This window comes from Sphingomonas aurea, from assembly GCF_030678875.1.
Lineage (GTDB): Bacteria > Pseudomonadota > Alphaproteobacteria > Sphingomonadales > Sphingomonadaceae > Sphingomonas > Sphingomonas aurea.
Genome location: NZ_JAUUDS010000001.1, coordinates 1195334 through 1213172, shown reverse-complemented (window position 1 = coordinate 1213172; position 17839 = coordinate 1195334). Strand labels below are relative to the sequence as shown.

The 17839-nt window shown below is 67.2% G+C and carries 17 protein-coding genes and 1 tRNA gene; 6 read left to right on the top strand and 12 right to left on the bottom strand.

The window, feature by feature from the left end; translation table 11 throughout:
* Positions 1-178 precede the first annotated feature (178 nt).
* Positions 179-667: a hypothetical protein gene (locus Q5H91_RS06115; protein ID WP_305172322.1), complete on the bottom strand. Its 489-nt coding sequence runs from the start codon at positions 665-667 to the stop codon at positions 179-181.
* Positions 668-837: 170 nt separating this feature from the next.
* Between Q5H91_RS06115 and Q5H91_RS06110 the strand changes: the two genes are divergently transcribed.
* A complete protein-coding gene (locus Q5H91_RS06110; protein WP_305172321.1) occupies positions 838-3411 on the top strand; it encodes a TonB-dependent receptor in 2574 nt (857 codons plus the stop codon).
* Between the two features lie 57 nt (positions 3412-3468).
* Here Q5H91_RS06110 and Q5H91_RS06105 read toward each other — a convergent pair whose 3' ends face one another.
* The 4 genes from Q5H91_RS06105 to Q5H91_RS06090 all read right to left on the bottom strand — a co-directional run bounded on the left by Q5H91_RS06105 (position 3469) and on the right by Q5H91_RS06090 (position 6527).
* Positions 3469-4797, bottom strand: a complete 1329-nt coding sequence (locus tag Q5H91_RS06105) for a sensor histidine kinase (RefSeq protein WP_305172320.1) — start codon at positions 4795-4797, stop codon at positions 3469-3471.
* Between the two features lies 1 nt (position 4798).
* Positions 4799-5476 (bottom strand): response regulator transcription factor, encoded by a 678-nt coding sequence (locus tag Q5H91_RS06100; RefSeq protein WP_305172319.1) that lies wholly within the window; start codon positions 5474-5476, stop codon positions 4799-4801.
* Positions 5477-5772: 296 nt separating this feature from the next.
* The gene (locus tag Q5H91_RS06095; RefSeq protein WP_305172318.1) at positions 5773-6183 is read right to left on the bottom strand and encodes an SMI1/KNR4 family protein; all 411 of its coding nucleotides are present in this window, start codon (positions 6181-6183) and stop codon (positions 5773-5775) included.
* Between the two features lie 8 nt (positions 6184-6191).
* Complete coding sequence (locus Q5H91_RS06090; RefSeq protein ID WP_305172317.1) at positions 6192-6527, bottom strand: DUF6471 domain-containing protein; 336 nt, start codon at positions 6525-6527, stop codon at positions 6192-6194.
* 188 nt (positions 6528-6715) lie between these two features.
* Here Q5H91_RS06090 and Q5H91_RS06085 point away from each other — a divergent pair, with 188 nt between their 5' ends.
* On the top strand, positions 6716-7693 hold the full coding sequence (locus tag Q5H91_RS06085) for an IS1595 family transposase (RefSeq protein WP_305172316.1): 978 nt from the start codon (positions 6716-6718) through the stop codon (positions 7691-7693).
* On the opposite strand, the gene Q5H91_RS06080 is transcribed toward Q5H91_RS06085, so the two are convergent.
* Positions 7690-8193 (bottom strand): hypothetical protein, encoded by a 504-nt coding sequence (locus tag Q5H91_RS06080; RefSeq protein ID WP_305172315.1) that lies wholly within the window; start codon positions 8191-8193, stop codon positions 7690-7692. The two genes, Q5H91_RS06085 and Q5H91_RS06080, sit on opposite strands and share 4 nt — an antisense overlap.
* 92 nt (positions 8194-8285) lie before the next feature.
* Positions 8286-8362 (bottom strand) — tRNA-Arg (locus Q5H91_RS06075).
* A gap of 60 nt (positions 8363-8422) precedes the next feature.
* Here Q5H91_RS06075 and Q5H91_RS06070 point away from each other — a divergent pair.
* Positions 8423-9136, top strand: coding sequence for a queuosine precursor transporter (locus Q5H91_RS06070; RefSeq protein WP_305172314.1), 714 nt, complete (start codon positions 8423-8425; stop codon positions 9134-9136).
* 76 nt (positions 9137-9212) lie between these two features.
* Positions 9213-9608, top strand: coding sequence for a hypothetical protein (locus Q5H91_RS06065; RefSeq protein ID WP_305172313.1), 396 nt, complete (start codon positions 9213-9215; stop codon positions 9606-9608).
* Positions 9609-9631: 23 nt separating this feature from the next.
* On the opposite strand, the gene purQ is transcribed toward Q5H91_RS06065, so the two are convergent.
* The 5 genes from purQ to Q5H91_RS06040 all read right to left on the bottom strand — a co-directional run bounded on the left by purQ (position 9632) and on the right by Q5H91_RS06040 (position 13513).
* Positions 9632-10300, bottom strand: coding sequence for a phosphoribosylformylglycinamidine synthase subunit PurQ (gene purQ, locus Q5H91_RS06060; protein WP_305172312.1), 669 nt, complete (start codon positions 10298-10300; stop codon positions 9632-9634).
* On the bottom strand, positions 10297-10527 hold the full coding sequence (gene purS, locus Q5H91_RS06055) for a phosphoribosylformylglycinamidine synthase subunit PurS (protein ID WP_305172311.1): 231 nt from the start codon (positions 10525-10527) through the stop codon (positions 10297-10299). Before purS ends, purQ begins: the two co-directional genes overlap by 4 nt.
* Positions 10527-11306 carry a phosphoribosylaminoimidazolesuccinocarboxamide synthase gene (purC, locus tag Q5H91_RS06050; RefSeq protein WP_305172310.1) on the bottom strand — a complete coding sequence of 260 codons (780 nt, stop codon included), beginning with the start codon at positions 11304-11306 and terminating at the stop codon, positions 10527-10529. Before purC ends, purS begins: the two co-directional genes overlap by 1 nt.
* Before the next feature lie 105 nt (positions 11307-11411).
* Positions 11412-12626, bottom strand: a complete 1215-nt coding sequence (gene kynU / locus Q5H91_RS06045; RefSeq protein ID WP_305172309.1) for a kynureninase — start codon at positions 12624-12626, stop codon at positions 11412-11414.
* On the bottom strand, positions 12623-13513 hold the full coding sequence (locus tag Q5H91_RS06040; RefSeq protein WP_305172308.1) for an alpha/beta hydrolase: 891 nt from the start codon (positions 13511-13513) through the stop codon (positions 12623-12625). The genes kynU and Q5H91_RS06040 overlap by 4 nt, the downstream gene beginning before the upstream one ends.
* Positions 13514-13620: 107 nt before the next feature.
* Between Q5H91_RS06040 and parC the strand changes: the two genes are divergently transcribed.
* Positions 13621-15867 (top strand): DNA topoisomerase IV subunit A, encoded by a 2247-nt coding sequence (gene parC / locus Q5H91_RS06035; protein ID WP_305172411.1) that lies wholly within the window; start codon positions 13621-13623, stop codon positions 15865-15867.
* A 267-nt stretch (positions 15868-16134) separates the two neighbouring features.
* Positions 16135-17796: a putative bifunctional diguanylate cyclase/phosphodiesterase gene (locus Q5H91_RS06030; protein ID WP_305172307.1), complete on the top strand. Its 1662-nt coding sequence runs from the start codon at positions 16135-16137 to the stop codon at positions 17794-17796.
* Positions 17797-17839 lie beyond the last annotated feature (43 nt).

Below are 17839 nucleotides of genomic sequence, written 5' to 3'. Positions count from 1 at the left end.
CTGCTCGCCCCGATCACTCGGCGCGGCAACGCGCCGCCAGGCGGGAACTAGCGAGCAGCCGGGGGCTGCTCGCCCCGATCACTCGGCGCGGCAACGCGCCGCCAGGCGGGAACTAGCGAGCAGCCGGGGGCTGCTCGCCCCGGTCACTCGGCGCGGCAACGCGCCGCGCGGTGCGCTTTCAAGCCGCCCGCCAACGCTTCAACGCCGCATCATAATCCCGCTCCGCGCCATCCCGCGCCGCCTCCAACCGCTCGCGCTCGCGCGCCTGGCGGCGCTCCATATCGTGCCGCTCGCGGGCGAAGCGTTCCTCTGCCGATGCCAGCGCCGCTTCCGCTTCGTCGAGCGCGTCACGATCCGGCTTCGGCGGTGGTGCCGGGGCAGGGGAGGGTTCGGCCTTCTCCGCCGTCCTTCGCCGCGCCTTTGTCTTCGGCAGCGCCGCGATCTGCTCCTCGGCGGTACCGCGCGAGCGACGCACGACCTTGCCCGGCTCGGCGAGCGGCGCTTCCGTCAGTGCGGGATCGGTCACCAGTTCGGCGATGCCGCGGGCGAACAGATCCCGCTCGCTTCCCCATGCCGCCAGCGCCGCCTTCTGGCTGGGTGCCGCGACATAGGCGTCGTGGAAACCGATTGGCGTCCGAAAGACCTTGAGCTTCGCCTGTCTTGCCATGGGACGCCAAACCCAGATGTCGGTAATCGGTTACCGTCACGGCGGCCCGGAAGATGAAATCAGCGTGAAATACTGGCGCCGCGCTGGTCATTGAAGTGTCACGGCGACGCAGTCGAATCGTCTTAACGGCCCCTCTCGAGCCAAACGGCCCGTAAAGGGGGATTTCCATAATGTCGTATCGTTCTTGTCTGCGCGCACATCTGTTCGCCGGTATCGCACTGTTGGCGCTGCCGGCGGTCGCGCAGGCCGCACCCGCTGCCGGCGCCGTCGCCGAGCCCGCCGCTCCGGCCGCCGAGCCCGCGGCGGCACCCGACGATCAGTCGCCGCTCGGCGACATCGTCGTCACCGCGACCCGCCGCGAGACCAATCTGCAAAAGACGCCGATCGCGATCAACGTGCTGAGCACGGTCGCGCTGCAGGACCGCCACGTCCAGAGCCTCTACGACCTGGCGGACGGCGCGGTGCCGTCGCTGCGCGTCGCGACGTTCGAGGCGCGTCAGTCGGCGCTGACCGTCGGCATCCGCGGCATCGTGCCGCTCGACGCCAACCAGCCCGCCCGCGAGCAGGGCGTCGGCATCTATGTCGACGGCGTCTATCTCGGCCGCCAGCACGGCCTGAACGCCGCGCTGTTCGACGTCGAGCGGATCGAGGTGCTGAAGGGTCCGCAGGGCACGCTGTTCGGCCGCAACACAGAGGGCGGCGCGCTCAACATCGTCACCAAGACGCCGTCGGGCGAGTTCGAGGGCCGCGTCCGCGCCGGCATCGGCAACTACGGTGCCTATAATGGCGAGCTGCACCTCGACCTGCCGGCGTACGAGAATTTCAGCGTGAAGCTGGACGGCATCGTCCAGTATCAGGGGCCGACCACCAAGAACCCGCTCGCCGGCCAGACCGGCTGGAACTATTTCGACCGTCGCGGCGCCCGCGCGTCCGTGCGCTGGGCTCCGATCGAGGGGCTGACCGACGATTTCTCGTACGACTACGGCATCGACAAGAACTCGCCGTTCTACAGCCAGCTGCTGAACTATAACCCGAACAAGTGCGTCGCCGGCACTCAGGCCGCCTCGCCGAATTGCAAGCTGCCGGGCACCGTCTACACGACGCTGACCGGCACGGTGAAGCCGTTGCTGCCGGGCGTCGTCGTTAACGGCGACAGCCGGATGAAGGTCGCCGACATCGGCGTCCCGCAGCAGCCCAGCGTCGACCAGACCCACGGCTTCACCAATATCCTGAAGTACAAGCTGTCGCCTGAGATCGAGCTGCGCTCGATCACCGCGTGGCGCGGGGTCGACGCGACCCAGTGGGATAACTCGGGCGGCGCACACCGCGTGCCGGTCGTGACCTATCCGGCGCTCGGCACCGTCTCGACCACCTGCACCGCGGCGGCCCCTTGCGCCTTCAGCCGCTATAGCCTGGCCGACCTGCGCCAGCGCCAGTTCAGCCAGGAATTCCAGGCGGTCGGCAGCGTCGATGCGTTCGATTACGTCGCGGGCCTCTATTACTTCAACGAGCATGTCAGCGACGACGCGGCGACGCCGAATTCGAACGGCATCGTCGCCGTCACCAACACCGCAGGGCAGGTGACCGGCTATCGCTACGTCATCCTCGATCCGTGCACCGGCTCGGGCGGTTTCGGCTCGCAGCCGGGCTGCCGCTCGATCGACCGCGCCTCGGCGGTGGTGTCGAAGAGCTATGCCGCCTATGGCCAGGTCACCTGGAACATGACCGATGCGCTGCACCTGACCGCCGGCGGCCGTTACACGCACGACAAGAAGGAGGGCGAACTCCTCTTCTCGCGCAACATCAACTATCGCACCAACACCGCCGCGGCGACCCGCAACGGCTATGCCCCGCTCGACAAGAGCTGGGACCGGTTCAACCCGATGGTCACACTGGCCTATGACGCCACGCACGACCTGCACTTCTATGCCAAGTACGCGACCGGATACCGGGCGGGCGGCGCCAGCTCGCGCACGTCCAACTACCAGGCGTTCGATCCCGAGGACGTGAAGTCGTACGAGGTCGGCATGAAGTCGGACTTCTGGGATCACCGTGCGCGGTTCAACCTGGCCGGCTACATCATGGACCGCAAGGACAGCCAGGTCGACATCAGCTCGATCCAGGTGACCTCGACGGGCAGCTTCAACAACCTCGTCACGATCAATGCGCCGGGCATCACCAAGATCCGCGGGATCGAGGCGGACCTGACCGTGTCGCCGGTCGAGGGGCTGACGCTGAACGCCTCCTACGCCTATACCTACACCCGCATCCCGCCGGTGCTCATCACCAACAGCGTGACGACGGGCGGCGTGACCAGCAGCACCCAGGCGTATCAGAACTTCTACATCGTGTTCACGCCGCGCAACGCCGCCAGCGGCTCGATCGACTATTCGGTGCCGGTCGGCAGCGACAACCAGCTGCGCTTCCACCTCGACGGCAATTATGCGCAGGCGACGCAGGCGTTCGACCAGTTCGCGACCAAGAACGACGCCTCGTTCATCGTCAACGGTCGCCTGGCACTCGCCAACATTCTGCTGGGCGAGGGCAAGCAGATGCTGACCGTCGCGCTGTGGGGCCGCAACCTGTTCAACGAGCAGTATGTGTATCGCCGCGATCCGTCGAACAGCCTGCCGGGCGCGCCGACCACTTCTGTCAGCTCGGGCAGCATCAACAACGTGTTGGGCGACTACGGCAACTTCAACGCGCCGCGGACTTTCGGTGTCGAGGCGCTGGTCAACTTCTGACCGGCACTGACAGGGCAAGGGGAGGGGCGGTCCGGAAACGGGCCGCCCCTTTCCGTATCAGCGCTGGGGAAAGCGCAGGGTCGCCACCAGTCCGGGCGCCGCATCGCCAAGGTCCAGCGTGCCACGGTGAAAGCGCGCCACCGCGTCGACCAGCGTCAGGCCCAGCCCGTGACCATCGCGGTTGCGGCTGGCGTCGAGCCGCCCGAACCGGCGCCGTGCGGTATTGCGGTCCGCTGGCGCGATGCCCGGCCCGTCGTCGCTCACCTCCAGCAACGCCGTGCCGTCGACCTCCGTCACCGATAGGCGGACGGTCGATCCGGGCGGCGTATGACGAAGCGCATTCTCGACGAGGTTGAACGCCGCCTGCGCGATCAGCTGGCGGTCGCCGTCGACTACCGCCGGCATGGCCGCATGGATTTCCAGATGGTGGCCGCTCTCCTCCGCCACCGTTGCCATCGTCTCGGTCACGTCCTGCGCGACCGCGGTCAGGTCGACCGGAACGAAGGCGACGGCGCGATCGCCGCTCTCGATCTCGGCGATGCGCAGGATCGCGGCGAAGATCGCCATGATCTCGTCGCACTGCGCCAGCGCCGCCTCCAGTTCCTGCTCCGTCGCTGCGTCGGGGGCCGAAGCGACGATCCGCGCCAGCCGGCTGCGCAGCCGGGCGAGCGGCGTGCGCAGGTCGTGCGCGACGTCGCCGCCGACATTGCGGATACCCTCGACCAATGCCGCGATCCGGTCGAGCATGCGGTTGAAGGTGGCGGCCTGTTCCGCGAACACGCCACCGCCCTCGACCGGAACCCGCCGCGCCAGATCGCCGTCGATGATCGCCTCGGCGGTCGCGCGCACCTCCTGGATGCGGCGGCGGACGAGTATGCTGAACGCGACCGTTCCCGCCACCACGATCAGCGCGATGACGCCGAAGCCGGTCAGTGCGTAGCGCCGCCGCGCCGAGGCCAGACCGTCGATCGGTTCCGTCTCGATCGCGGTGACGAGGCGCAGGCCGCGGCCCGCATCGCGGACCTGCACCCGTCCCGCGCTCAACCCCGCGATCCGGTCGCTGATCCGCAGGGTGGAGAAGCCGGCGGGCAGCGCGCGCGTGACGGTCACGTTGCCGCCCAGCCGGCGTCCCGCGGCATCGCGCAATTCGAAGCCGATATCGCCACTCTCCCGCCGTCGCGAGAAGGCATCGATCCGCGCCAGGATCGCCGTCGCATCGCCCGCCGGCGCCTCGCTCAACAGCGCGCTGCTCGTCGTCGCGATCCTCCGGTCGACCAGTTGCACGATCGCCTGGCGCGACGCGTAGAAGGTGGCGTAGCCGGTCGTCGCCGTCGCCACCCCGAACGCCGACAGGAAAACGACCGTCAGCCTCCGCAACGACGCCATGTCAGGTGCGCAGCATATAGCCGACGCCGCGTTTGGTCACGATCGGGTCGTCGCCGCCCACCGCCATCAGCTTGCGCCTGAGCGAGCGGACCTGCGCGTCGACGATGTTGGTCGTCGGCTCGAAATCATAGCCCCAGACTCGCTCGATCAGCATCGCGCGGGTGAGGAAGCTGCCGGCATGCCGCGCCAATTCCGTCAACAATCCGAACTCCAGCTTCGCGAGGTCGAGCACGCGGCCGTCGCGCCAGGCGCGATGCTGGCCCGGACTGACCAATATGTCCCCGGCGCGGAGCGTGTCGTCGCCGCTATCGTCGGCCCAGCCCCGCGCACGCAGCAGGGCGCGCAGCCGCGCGTCGATCTCCGTCGCCGGCGTCGGCTTGACGACATAGTCGTCGGCGCCCGCCTCCAGCCCGTCGACCTTCTCCGCCGAGCGGCCGAGCGCGGTCAGCATCAGCACGGGCAGGCGGTGCCCTCGTTCACGCAGGCGGCGGACCACTCCGGCGCCGTCCATCGCCGGCAGCATGCGATCGAGGATGATCGCGTCGAAATCGTCCTGCTCCACCGCGGTCAGCGCTGCCGGCCCGGTGGTCGCGACGCTGATCCGATGGTCGAGCGCGCCGAGTTCCAGCCGCAGCGCCTCCGCATAGCCCTCGTCATCCTCAACGATCAGAAGGTTCATGGCGGCAAATTCCGATGAGCAGGATGGATCGACGCCCAATGCTGTCGCGCCGCCACCGCGTCCAGTGTCGAAAATGTCCTGCAACAGGATACCAACTCAGCGGGATCAAGTCGGCCCGGGTCAGGCTCGCGGGTGAGGAACTCATGGCCGAACGGCAGCCGCCTGTTCGCTATCGTCGCGGTGCTCTCGCGGGCCCATCCATGTTCGTCCGAACGTAACTTAAAGGGCCGTAATAAACGCGATATCGGATTGCGACCTTATGGCGCAAAAGAACCAACAGGTGCCATAGGGGTGAATTACTCGCGAGCGTTCAGTCCTATGAGGGAGAGCGCGTCGTCGAAAGATGCGGCAACGGTGATTGTTGCCTCGAGACAATCGGTGTTCGTCATATCGAGTGAAACGACGCTAAACGGTGGCCCTGATCGCAGGTCGAGTGCGACTGCTTCGCCTCCGCCCGAGTCTCCAATGACAAACAATCCCTGGAAGCACTCCGTGAAAGTGCCTTCTCGCGCAATCTGAGCAACCTCCTCAGCCGGGTAGAGGCACAGGTTCAACGGCTGAACTGGAAGCGGACCTTCACCCCCGTTGCTGTAGCGTAAAAACGCCAGATAGCTGGCGGGCAGGTCCACCGGGGCTGCTTCTTCAAGCTGTCGCAGATCATTGTCATCTGCTGCGGCGAGCTTGTGCCAGTCCCTTCCCTCAAGCATGTGTCACCTCAGCGCGAACCTGTAGGTTTTGATGGCGACCTCGCCAGCGCCTGTGCGCCACCCTTCTGCGCCGCATCCTCGACCGAGACCGGCACGTTCAGCCATTCGACGTTGAGTGCCTTCATGCACTGCATGAAGAAGACGGCGGTGAAGCGCCCCCGGCTCACCTTGTTGCGCAGGTTGAGCTCGTTGTCCGTGATCCCGAAGGCCGCCAGGCGCTCGGCCAGCGTGGCGTAGGACACGCCGTGGTGCATCATCTGCCCGCGGAGCATGTTCTTGACCATGTCCTCCCAGACCTTGTCGCCGGCCGGGCCTATGGCTGGGTGGGAATCGCCTTCGTCCATCCCATGGTTATAGCTGAATTGCATGTGTCGCCAAGCACACCGTCACCAGCGACGATGAGGCGCGTCATTAAAAATGATGATGGAGGTGCTAGACGCAAAGCCAGCATCACCACATATGATGATGCAGAGCATCAGATTCGGTGGCGCAGCACTTCCTCTTGTCGTCCAGGGCCCGCACCCTGGACCTAATGGACATCGGAGCGATGTCCGAGGATGCTGCGCGCGCCAAGTTCAAGGCGATCCGTTGGGAAGCGAGCAACGGCGATCCAGTCTGTCCGGCGTGCGGTGGGCTCAAGCATTGGACGCTCGGCAGCGGCCACAAATGGAAGTGCAAGGCCTGCCGGACGCCGTTCAGCGTCACCGTCGGGACCGTGTTCGAGAGTCACAAGCTGTCGTTTCGCAAGCTGCTGGGCATCGTCGCCGTATTCGCCAACGGTGTTCTGGGCGTGTCGGCCTGTCGGCTCTCCCGTGAGGTGAAGATCTCCTACAAGTCGGCCTTCGTGCTGCTGCACCGGATCCGCGAGGTGATGGGCAAGGACGACGAGGCGGCACCGCTCAGCGGCGTGGTGGAGATCGACGGCGCGATCTTCGGCGGCAGTCTGCCCCGGCTCCCAAACAAGAAGGAGCTGTGGGAGGAGTTCAAGGCCAAGAACAAGGCGGCCGCCCGCAAGAAGCGCAAGCTGATCGTGGTCCTGCGCGAGCGCCAGAGCGAGGACCCGAACGTGCCAGCCAAGGTGCGCACGTTCTTGCTGCCCAAGGAGGGCGACGCGATCGAGATCGCCAAGCGCATGGTCGTCCCGGACACGATCATCCACGCGGATCGCAGCACCCAGTGGGAGCCGCTTCACCTCCACTTTGACACCAAGCGCATCGATCACTCGAAGAGCTTCTCCGACGGGATCGCCTGCACCAACCAAGCCGAGAGCTTTTTCCAGCGTATGCGTTGCGCCGAGCGCGGCGTTCACCTCCACATCTCGGGTGCGCACATGCCGCGCTATGCCTGGGAGCTGGGGTGGCGCGAACAGTATCGGCGCACGCCGAACGGCGACCAGGTCGACATGATCCTCGGCCTGATCTCCCGCAACAAGCCGTCCAGCACCTTCCGCGGCTATTGGCGGAAGCGGAGCGAAAACGACAACGGTTCGCTCGCGTCGATCGCGAGCTAGGCCGTTTCGTCCCCAGCGCGGCCGACGATGCGCCAACGAACAGGGGTGTCGTCCGTCTTCTCAACATAATTGCGCTTGGCCATTGACCTAAGCGTGCCGTCGACTGCGCGACCTACTTCACGGACGAAGGCCTTGTCAGTCACGTCCCGACCCTGCTCCGTGACCAGCTGCTTGGCGATATGAAGCGCTCGCATTGGATCGGGCGCTCTCCGCATGATGTCGAGTGTCCACCTGGTGACATCGCCGTGCTCAAATGGAAGCGTCCCCTCATACCTCTGCGCCGGCTTGGCCTTCGCGGGGTCCCAGCCGTCCCATATTTCGGCGAGAATGTTGTCGGCGCTCTCGATCAGCTTGTCGCACTCGGCCGCGCGACGGCGCTTCTCTTCCAACGTCAGCTGGGCCGCCTCGATCTTTGAGATCTGCTCATCGAGCAGCCTCTTCTCGCCCGCCCATCGCCTGTAGGCATAGACGAGCGCTTCTCGCAAATTCGAATATCCCATCCTGAAAGTGAATAGACGACCGTCAGCGATTCGCGAAAGCGCCTTCTACTCCCACCGAGAGCAGGTTCCTTTGCGCCATAAGGTCGTCGGATTGGCGCGCCCGGCTGGATTCGAACCAGCGGCCACAAGCTTAGAAGGCTCGTGCTCTATCCAACTGAGCTACGGGCGCGCGGTGGCGGCGGGTTAGCGCGGATTGCGTGACAACGGAACCGGGATCATAATCTCCGCCATGAAAGCGAGCGGGGTGCGGGCGGACTTCCGCTATTACGATCTGGTGATGGCCGCGTTCGTGGCGATCCTGCTGCTGTCCAATGTGCTCGGCGCGGGCAAGGTGGCGACGGTGCCGCTGCCGGTGATCGGCGACTGGCCGTTCGGCGCAGGCATCCTGTTCTTTCCGCTCAGCTATGTGATCGGCGACGTGCTGACCGAGGTGTACGGCTATGCGCGGGCGCGGCGGGTGATCTGGGCGGGGACCGCCGCCGTCCTGTTCATGGCGCTGATGAGCTGGATCGTCGTCGCGCTGCCGCCCGCACCCGACTGGGGCAACCAGGCGGCGTACGAGGCGGTGTTCGGGCAGGTGCCGCGGATCGTCTTCGCCAGCGTCTGCGCCTTCTGGGCCGGGGAGTTCGTCAATGCCTATGTGATGGCCAGGATGAAGATCTGGACGGGTGGTCGCCACCTCTGGTCGCGCACGATCGGATCGACCGTGGTGGGGCAGGGGGTCGACAGCCTGATCTTCTACCCACTCGCCTTTCTCGGCGCGCCGGGCTGGACCCCGGGCTTGGTCGGGGTGGTGCTGTTCACGCAGTGGGCGCTGAAGGTCGGTTGGGAGGTGCTGCTGACCCCGGTCACCTACGCCGTGGTCGGCGGGCTGAAGCGGGCGGAGGACGTCGACGTGTTCGACGAGGGTACGGACTTCACGCCGTTCAGGACCCGGGTGTAGTTCAAGTGCCCTATACTCCAATGACTTGCGAGGCTTTGCTATGCGCGTTAGCCTGGATGCAACGGAGGAGCGGACGATGCGGCGAGCGGCACTGTTGCTGGTAATCGGCCTGTCGGCAACCTCTGTGACGGCGACACCGCCGCCGGTGCAGAGGCCGCCGCCACCGGGCGCACGGGTGCCGTCGCTGCCGGTCGAACCGCCGCCGCTGGTCGCCGAACGGGTGCGGATCGCGCGCGAGCGGCAGGCGCTGGTCGAGGAGCCGATCGAGAGGGGGCGGCGGTCCGGCCAGCTCTCGCGGCAGGAGGCAAAGCAGCTGCGCAAGTCGAGTACCGTCCTTGCCGACACTGCCGATCGCTACATGGCAGACGGGCGGCTGTCGGACGCGGAGGCGGCGGAACTGCGCGGCCGGACCGAGGCGATGCACGGCTATGTCGATGCGCAGCGGATGCGATCCGGCGAGAACCGGCGTTAGTCGGCGCCCTCGCCGGCGCGGCATTACGCCCCGACCGTCTCGATCAGCCCCTCGAACAGGCGGCGGCCATCGGTGCCGCCGTGCGCGGCCTCGATACGGCGCTCCGGGTGCGGCATCATGCCGAGCACGTTGCCGCGATCGTTGAGGATGCCGGCGATGTCACGCGCGGAGCCGTTGATCGGGGTGGCGTAGCGGAACGCTATGCGGCCTTCGCCCTCCAGCCGGTCTAGCGTGGTGTCGTCGGCGAAGTAGTTGCCGTCGTGATGGGCGACGGGAAAGGCGACCTGTTCGCCCTGCTCGTAGAGCCGGGTGAAGGCGCTGTCGGCATTCTCGACGGTCAGCGGCGCGTCGCGGCAGACGAAGCTGAGCGCGGCGTTGCGCATCAGCGCGCCGGGCAGCAGCCCCGCCTCGGTCAGGACCTGGAAGCCGTTGCAGACGCCGAGAACGGGCAGGCCGCGGCCCGCCGCCTCGACCACCGCGCGCATCACCGGCGAGCGGGCGGCGATCGCGCCTGCGCGGAGGTAATCGCCATAAGAGAAGCCGCCCGGTACCGCGACTAGCCCGATCCCGTCCGGCAGCGCGGTTTCGGCGTGCCACACCATCGCCGGGGCGGTGCCCGTCACCTGCTCCAGCGCGACGGCGATGTCGCGGTCGCAGTTGGAACCGGGAAAGACGAGGACCGCGGTCTTCATGCGCGCTCGATCCGGAAATTCTCGATCACGGTATTGGCGAGCAGCTGGCGGCACATCGCCTCGACCGCGGCATCATCGGTGTCGTCGGCGACGGTCAGCTCGATCAGACGACCGACGCGCACGTCCTCGACCCCGGCGAAACCGAGCGAGCCGAGCGCGTGATGGATGGCGCGGCCTTGGGGATCGAGCACACCGGGCTTCAGCGTCACATACACCTTCAGCTTCATCACTTACCCCGCTTCTTGCGATGGCTGTCGAGGTCGAGCACCGCGGTTTCCTCTCCTTCGGGCAGGAGTCCAAGGCGCCGTGCAACCTCCTGATAAGCCTCGGCTTCTCCGCCCAGGTCGCGGCGGAACCGGTCCTTGTCGAGCTTCTCGCCAGAGGTCATGTCCCACAGGCGGCAGCCATCGGGGCTGATCTCGTCGGCCAGGATGATGCGGCCGTAATCGTCGTCCCACACCCGGCCGAACTCGAGCTTGAAGTCGACCAGGCGGATGCCGACGCCGGCGAACAGGCCGCACAGGAAATCATTCACCCGGATCGCCAGGTCGGCGATGTCGTGCATCTCGTCCTGGCTGGCCCAGCCAAAACAGGCGATATGCTCCTCGGACACCATCGGGTCGCCGAGCGCATCGTCCTTGTAGTAATATTCGATGATCGTGCGGGGCAGCTTGGTGCCCTCCTCAATCCCCAGTCGCTTCGACAGCGAGCCGGCCGCGACGTTGCGGACCACGACCTCGATTGGCACGATCTCGACCTGGCGCACCAGCTGCTCGCGCATGTTGAGGCGGCGGATGAAGTGCGTCGGCACGCCGATGTGGTCGAGCAGGGTGAACACATGCTCGGAGATGCGGTTGTTCAGCACCCCCTTGCCGTTGATCGTGCCCTTCTTCTGCGCGTTGAACGCGGTGGCGTCATCCTTAAAATACTGGATGATCGTGCCGGGTTCGGGACCCTCGTAGAGGATCTTGGCCTTGCCCTCGTAGATCTGGCGGCGGCGAGCCATCGGGTTCCCTTCGGAAACGGGTGACGCCGGCGACGCGAGGGGCGATGCCCGCGCGGGCCGGGGCCGGGATGGCGGGCCTATAGGAGGTTGGGGCGGGGGGTGCAATCAGGTCACAGCCTGGCGCTGCCGGTATTCGGGGGCCGTGTAGCTGCGATCGGCGATCACATTGCGCAGGATCTCGCCCGCGCGCCACACATCTTCGTGACCGAGGTAGAGCGGGGTCAGACCCAGACGGAGGATGTCGGGATCGCGGAAGTCGCCGATGACACCGCGGGCAATCAGTGCCTGCGCGATGGCATAGGCTGCTGGATGGCGGAAGCTGATATGGCTGCCGCGGTGAGCCGGATCGGCAGGTGTCACGCATTCCAGACCGGCGGCCCGACCCGCATCGGCGAGGATGGTCCAGAGCGCGGCGCTCTTTTCCCAGACCGTGTGCCGGTCAATTCCGGCCCACACGTCCAGGCTGGCCTCCAGCGCGGCCATGGCGAGCATCGGCGGGGTGCCCGCAAGCCAGCGCTTCATGCCCCGCGACGGCGCGTAAGCGTCGGTAAAGGCGAACGGTTCGACGTGACCCATCCAGCCTGACAAGGGGCTGGCGAGGCGATCCTGCCAACGCTCTGCCACGTAGAGGAAGGCAGGAGCGCCGGGGCCGCCGTTCAGATATTTATAGGTGCAGCCGACTGCCAGATCGGCACCGGCGGCGGTCAGGTCGACAGGGACGGCGCCGACCGAATGGCTGAGATCCCAGAGGACGAGCGCACCCGCTTCGTGCGTCGCACGGGTCAGGGCAACCATGTCGAACCGCTCGGCGGTCTTGTAATGGACATGGGTGAGGAGGAGGACAGCGACGTCGTCCGCCAGCGCATCGGCGATGGCGGAACGGTCCACCACGCGAAGGCTGGCGCCGGGGACGGCGGCGACGGCGCCCTCGGCGACGTGGAGGTCGGTGGGGAAATTGCCTGCCTCGCTGAGGATCACGCGACGCTGCGGATCGACGCGAAGAGCGGCGCTCAACAGCTTGTAGAGATTGACGGACGTGGAATCGCCGACGATCACCTCATGGCTGTGCGCGCCGATCAGCGGAGCGATCTTCGCACCGAGGCGGGTAGGGGCGTCGATCCAGCCTTCGTTCCAGCTGCGGATCAGGCGCTGGCCCCATTGGCGCTCGACCATGTCGGTCATCGCCGCCACGGTCGCGTGCGGCAGCGGACCCAGCGAATTGCCGTCAAGATATAGGAGGCCGGCCGGCAGCGCGAACTGCGCGCGACATATGGCGAGCGGGTCGGCGGCGTCCGCCGCGCGGTGATCGTCGCGCGTCACCGCAGCGCGTCCAGGACGATCTGCCGCGCGACGCGCCAGGCGGCGCTGTCCGGTGCGATCAGCTCCACATGGCCGGTGGCGGGGACGGTGTGGAGCGTCACCGAATCACCGGCCTTTCGCGCCTGCGCGACATAGTCGGTGGCGAAGCGATAGGGGATGATGCGATCCTCGCGCCCGTTGACCAGATCCTGCGCGACGCCGAGCGGAAGGAGCGGTGGGATCGAGGTGTCCGCGAAACGATCGGCGTGGTCGCCGGTCAGCCGGGCCACGACCGGGGTGCCGCAGCCATTGTCCGGGCTCGTCTCGGTCGCGGCGAGATCGGGCAGGCCGCCGAGGCTGATCGCGCGGGTTATGGGAAGCGGATCGGCCGTCCAGAGCGGGCTGGTGCGCGGCAGCTTCGCGCGCGCCGCAAGCCAGAGCGCGAGGTGACCGCCGGCGGAGTGGCCGATGGCGACGACATGCGACAGGTCGAGGTCGTAGCGGGCGGCTTCCTTGCGCAGCAGGTCGGCAGCGGCGGTGACATCCTGGAAAGTGCCGGGATAGCCACCGCCGGCACGATCTACACCGCGATAGTCGATGTTCCACACCGCGACGCCGTGGCGGCGCAGGTCGTCGGCGATCCAGTCCATCAGGGTGCGGTCGGCGATGTCGCTCTGCCAGCAGCCGCCATGGACCATGATCGCCACCGGGCGAGGGCTTTTGCCCTCGGGAAGCCAGAGGTCGACTTTCTGGAGCGGGTCGCTGCCATAGGTCAGGGTTTCGGTGGGCGTCGGGCGCGGACGGGACTTCAGGTCGGACCAGGTAAGAAGCGGGCGGGGCGGGTCGGCGGCCATGACGGCTCCGGGCAGGAGGAGGGCGGCGAGCGCGAGGAGGATGGGGCGGATCATCGGCGGAATGGTAGTGGATCGGCCGGCGGGATCAAATGGGGTGCTCGTCCTCCGTCGATGCCGTGAACCTTGCCCTCTTCAACCTTGCTGCTATGACCGCGGAACATATGGCGACCGACCTCACCGGCCCCGATACGCCGATCGGCATCCTGGACGCTCCGTTCGACTCCGCCCTGTCGGAGCGATACCTGGTCTATGCCCTGTCGACGATCACGGCGCGGTCGCTGCCAGACGTGCGCGACGGGCTGAAGCCCGTACACCGGCGGCTGCTCTGGGCGATGCGGCTGCTGCGGCTCGATCCGGCGAGCGGGTACAAGAAGTGCGCGCGCGTCGTCGGCGACGTGATCGGCAAATATCACCCGCACGGCGACCAGTCGGTCTATGACGCGATGGTCCGGCTGGCGCAGGATTTCGCACTGCGATATCCGCTGGTCGACGGGCAGGGCAATTTCGGCAATATCGACGGCGATAACGCCGCCGCGTATCGCTATACCGAGGCGCGGCTGACCCAGGTCGCGATCGACCTGATGGATGGCCTCGACGAACAGGCTGTCGACTACCGACCGACCTATAATGGCGAGGAGCAGGAGCCCGAGCTGTTTCCGGGCCTGTTCCCCAACCTGCTGGCCAATGGTGCGAGCGGGATCGCGGTGGGCATGGCGACCAGTATCCCGCCGCATAACGCCGCCGAGCTGCTGGATGCGGCGATCGCGCTGGTCGACGACCCCGCGGCGGACGTGATGGCGCATGTGACGGGGCCGGACTTTCCCACCGGCGGGCTGGTCGTCGATCCGGCGGCGGTGATCGCGGAGAGCTATCGCACCGGGCGCGGCAGTTTCCGGGTGCGGGCGCGCTGGTCGGTGGAGAAGGAGAAGGGCGGCGGCTGGCAGGCCGTGGTGTCCGAGGTGCCGTACGGCGTGCAGAAGGGCAAGCTGATCGAGCAGATCGCAGCCCTCATCAACGACCGCAAGCTGCCGATCCTGGCCGATGTGCGCGACGAGTCGGACGCCGAGGTGCGGATCGTGCTGGAGCCGCGCAGCCGCACCGTCGATGTCGGCGTGCTGATGGACGGGCTGTTCCGGCTGACCGAGCTGGAAACGCGGGTACCGCTGAACCTGAATGTGCTCGACAAGGAGCGGACGCCGCGGGTGATGAGCCTGCGCGACGCGCTATGGGCGTGGGTCGAGCATCAGTTCGTCGTGCTGGAGCGGCGCACGCGACACCGGCTGGACAAGATCGCCGACCGGATCGAGCTGCTCGACGGCTATCTGATCGCCTATCTGAACCTGGACCGGGTGATCGAGATCATCCGCACCGAGGACGAGCCCAAGGCGGTGATGATCGCCGAGTTCGGGCTGACCGACCGCCAGGCGGAGGCGATCCTGAACATGCGGCTGCGCAGCTTGCGCCGGCTGGAAGAGTTCGAAATCACCAAGGAGCGCGACGCGCTGGATAAGGAGCGCGCGAAGCTGGCGGCGCTGCTCGACAGCCCGGCGAAGCAGAAGACGCGGATGAAGCGCGATCTGGAGAAGATCCGTGATCGCTATGGCCCGGAGACGGCGCTGGGCCGGCGGCGGACGACGATCGAGGAGGCGGCGCCCGCCCGCGACATCCCGCTGGAGGCGATGATCGAGCGCGAGCCAATCACCGTCATCCTGTCGCAGCGCGGCTGGATCCGGGCGATGCGCGGGCATGTCGAGCTGGCGTCGGCCGAGACGCTGAAGTTCAAGGAGGGCGATGGCCCCGCCTTTGCATTCCACGCGCAGACCACCGACAAGCTGCTGCTGGCGGCGGAAAACGGCCGCTTCTACACGCTGGGCGCGGACAAGCTGCCGGGCGGGCGCGGGTTCGGCGAACCGGTGCGCGCGATGATCGATCTCGACGGGCAGACCGGGATCGTCGCGCTGCTGCCCGCCGCGCGTACGGCGCGGCTGCTGCTGGTGGCGAGCGACGGGCGCGGCTTCATCGTGGCCGTACCCGAGACGATCGCCGAGACGCGCAAGGGCAAGACGGTGATGACGCCGCGAACGGGCGCGCGGCTGAAGATCGTGCGGCCGGTGGCGCCCACACACGACTACGTCGCGGCGATCGGCGACAACCGCAAGATGCTGGTCTTCCCAATCGCCGAGCTGGTCGAGATGACGAAGGGGCAGGGATTGCAGCTGCAGCGCTATCACGATGGCGGGCTGTCGGACGCGATGACCTTCGTCTTCGCGGATGGGATCAGCTGGACGATGGGTGGCGAGAGCGGACGGGTGCGGACCGAGACCGACCTGTCGCTCTGGCGCGCGGCCCGCGGCGCGGCAGGACGGATGCCGCCGACCGGGTTCCCGCGGGACAACCGGTTCGGGTGAACGACGACAGGATCGTGTGAAGGCGGCAGGTTGGCGCCGTAACCGCAATCCGTCCCCTGTACGGGGAGGGGACCACCGGCACGCAGGGATAGTCGGGTAGCGCCTTTGACTGGGTCGGGCTGCGGTCGCGATGGGGACACCCCCCGTCGTGGCTGCGCCATGCCACCTCCCCTTGCAGACGAGGATTTTGCGGCGCGCGTTCCAGGATTAAAGCCAGGTCCAGCCATGCTTTAGGGCATGTTAAGGATGGCAGGGTAACGCGAGCCCATGGTGGCTGCCCTTCTTGATACCGATCTGGCGTCTGCGGTGCCGCGCGACGTGATCGGACTGGGGCTGGACCTGTTTCCGATGCCGGTCGCGCAGGTGGTGCGAACCCGCACGGGCTTCACGCTGGCGGTGACCAATCGGGCGTTCCGGCGGTTGCGGCTGGGCGATGTCGGCGAGCCGTCGGTGATCGATACGATGGGCGTGGAGATCGGGCGGCTGTTCGCGGGCGACCGGCTGCATGTAGAATTCGACTGGACGTACGGCGAGGATCTGGCGCGGCGCTATTATCGGGTGACGGTGGCGCGGGCGACGGCGACGGTCGCGGACGCGTGCATCCTGACCCTGGTCGACCAGACGGCACGGGTGAATACCGAGCGCAGCCTGCGCCGCGAGATGACCACCGACAGCCTGACCGGGCTGCCCAACCGCGAGGGCTTCAGCGAGCAGGGCGAGGCGCCGTCGGCCGATCGGCGGCCGTGCGCGGTGCTGGTCGTCGACCTGGCGCGGTTCAGTCGGATCAACGCGTGTCTGGGCGGCCTGGCAGGCGACGAGTTGCTCATCACCGTGGCGCGGCGGATCAAGGGGGCGGTGCGCGTGCGCGACACGCTGGCGCGGATCGGCGGCAACGAATTCGGTATCTTGGTAACCGACGACGCGGATCATAGCGATGCGATGATGCTGGGCGAGCGGGTCCGCCGCGCATTGTCGGCACCATTCCGGCTGGCGGAATATGAGATCGGCGTCGAGTGCGCGATCGGCATCGCCTATGGCCATACCGACGAGGAGCTGGAGGAGCTGCTGCGCCAGGCGCAGTTCGCGACGAAGCGGGCCAAGTCGTCGGGGCTGATCGAAACCTATGAGAAGCAGGTCTTCGCGATCGCGCGCGCGCAGTTCGGGATGGAGACGGCGCTGCGCCACGCGGTGGAGGACCAGCGACTGCGACTGGCGTTCCAGCCGATCTGCGACCTGACGACCGGGCGGATCAAGTCGTTCGAGGCGCTGGCCCGCTGGCGCGCACGAGACGGGCGCGAGATCTCGCCGGTCGAATTCATCCCGGTCGCCGAGGAGTCAGGGCTGATCGTGCCGCTAGGCCGCTGGGCGATGGACGAGGCGGCGCGGACGCTGGCGGCCTGGGACATGGCGACGGGCGGTAACAGCGGCGGCCGGGTGGCGGTGAACCTGTCGGCGATCCAGCTGCAACGCGATGCGGTGCCCGACATGGTGCGCCGCGCGCTGGACGCCCACAGGCTCGACGGCGACCGATTAACACTCGAGCTGACCGAGAGCGCGCTGGTCTGCGAACCCGACCGGATCGCGCGCGTGATGCACGCGCTGAAGGACATGGGCGCGACGCTGGCGATGGACGATTTCGGCACGGGCTATTCGAACCTGGGTTACCTCCAGAAGCTGCCGATCGACATCTTGAAGATCGACCGGTCGTTCGTGACGACGATGCTGGCCGACCGCGACAAGGTCGCGATCGTCCGCGCGGTGCTGGGGCTGGCGGGCGCGCTGGGCATGTGGACGACCGCGGAGGGAATCGAGACGGTCGAACTGTCGCAGACGCTGGCGGCGCTGGGATGCACGTACGGCCAGGGCTATCTCTACGCGCGGCCGCTGGAGGCGGACGCGGCGCTGGCGATGCTGCTGGCGCAGGTCTGATCCGCTCGCGCGGGTAGCGGCACTGGCGGCGGCCGACCGACCC

Excerpts from the sequence above, each read along its gene's own strand:
- Q5H91_RS06115 (WP_305172322.1), bottom strand. The coding sequence starts at position 667 with ATGGCAAGACAGGCGAAGCTCAAGGTCTTTCGGACGCCAATCGGTTTC.
- Q5H91_RS06105 (WP_305172320.1), bottom strand. The coding sequence starts at position 4,797 with ATGGCGTCGTTGCGGAGGCTGACGGTCGTTTTCCTGTCGGCGTTCGGG.
- Q5H91_RS06090 (WP_305172317.1), bottom strand. The coding sequence starts at position 6,527 with ATGGACGAAGGCGATTCCCACCCAGCCATAGGCCCGGCCGGCGACAAG.
- Q5H91_RS06030 (WP_305172307.1), top strand. The coding sequence starts at position 16,135 with ATGGTGGCTGCCCTTCTTGATACCGATCTGGCGTCTGCGGTGCCGCGC.
- purS (WP_305172311.1), bottom strand. The coding sequence starts at position 10,527 with ATGAAGCTGAAGGTGTATGTGACGCTGAAGCCCGGTGTGCTCGATCCC.
- Q5H91_RS06065 (WP_305172313.1), top strand. The coding sequence starts at position 9,213 with ATGCGGCGAGCGGCACTGTTGCTGGTAATCGGCCTGTCGGCAACCTCT.
- purC (WP_305172310.1), bottom strand. The coding sequence starts at position 11,306 with ATGGCTCGCCGCCGCCAGATCTACGAGGGCAAGGCCAAGATCCTCTAC.
- Q5H91_RS06100 (WP_305172319.1), bottom strand. The coding sequence starts at position 5,476 with ATGAACCTTCTGATCGTTGAGGATGACGAGGGCTATGCGGAGGCGCTG.
- Q5H91_RS06110 (WP_305172321.1), top strand. The coding sequence starts at position 838 with ATGTCGTATCGTTCTTGTCTGCGCGCACATCTGTTCGCCGGTATCGCA.
- Q5H91_RS06095 (WP_305172318.1), bottom strand. The coding sequence starts at position 6,183 with ATGCTTGAGGGAAGGGACTGGCACAAGCTCGCCGCAGCAGATGACAAT.
- Q5H91_RS06040 (WP_305172308.1), bottom strand. The coding sequence starts at position 13,513 with ATGATCCGCCCCATCCTCCTCGCGCTCGCCGCCCTCCTCCTGCCCGGA.
- purQ (WP_305172312.1), bottom strand. The coding sequence starts at position 10,300 with ATGAAGACCGCGGTCCTCGTCTTTCCCGGTTCCAACTGCGACCGCGAC.
- Q5H91_RS06080 (WP_305172315.1), bottom strand. The coding sequence starts at position 8,193 with ATGGGATATTCGAATTTGCGAGAAGCGCTCGTCTATGCCTACAGGCGA.
- Q5H91_RS06070 (WP_305172314.1), top strand. The coding sequence starts at position 8,423 with ATGAAAGCGAGCGGGGTGCGGGCGGACTTCCGCTATTACGATCTGGTG.
- parC (WP_305172411.1), top strand. The coding sequence starts at position 13,621 with ATGGCGACCGACCTCACCGGCCCCGATACGCCGATCGGCATCCTGGAC.
- Q5H91_RS06085 (WP_305172316.1), top strand. The coding sequence starts at position 6,716 with ATGGACATCGGAGCGATGTCCGAGGATGCTGCGCGCGCCAAGTTCAAG.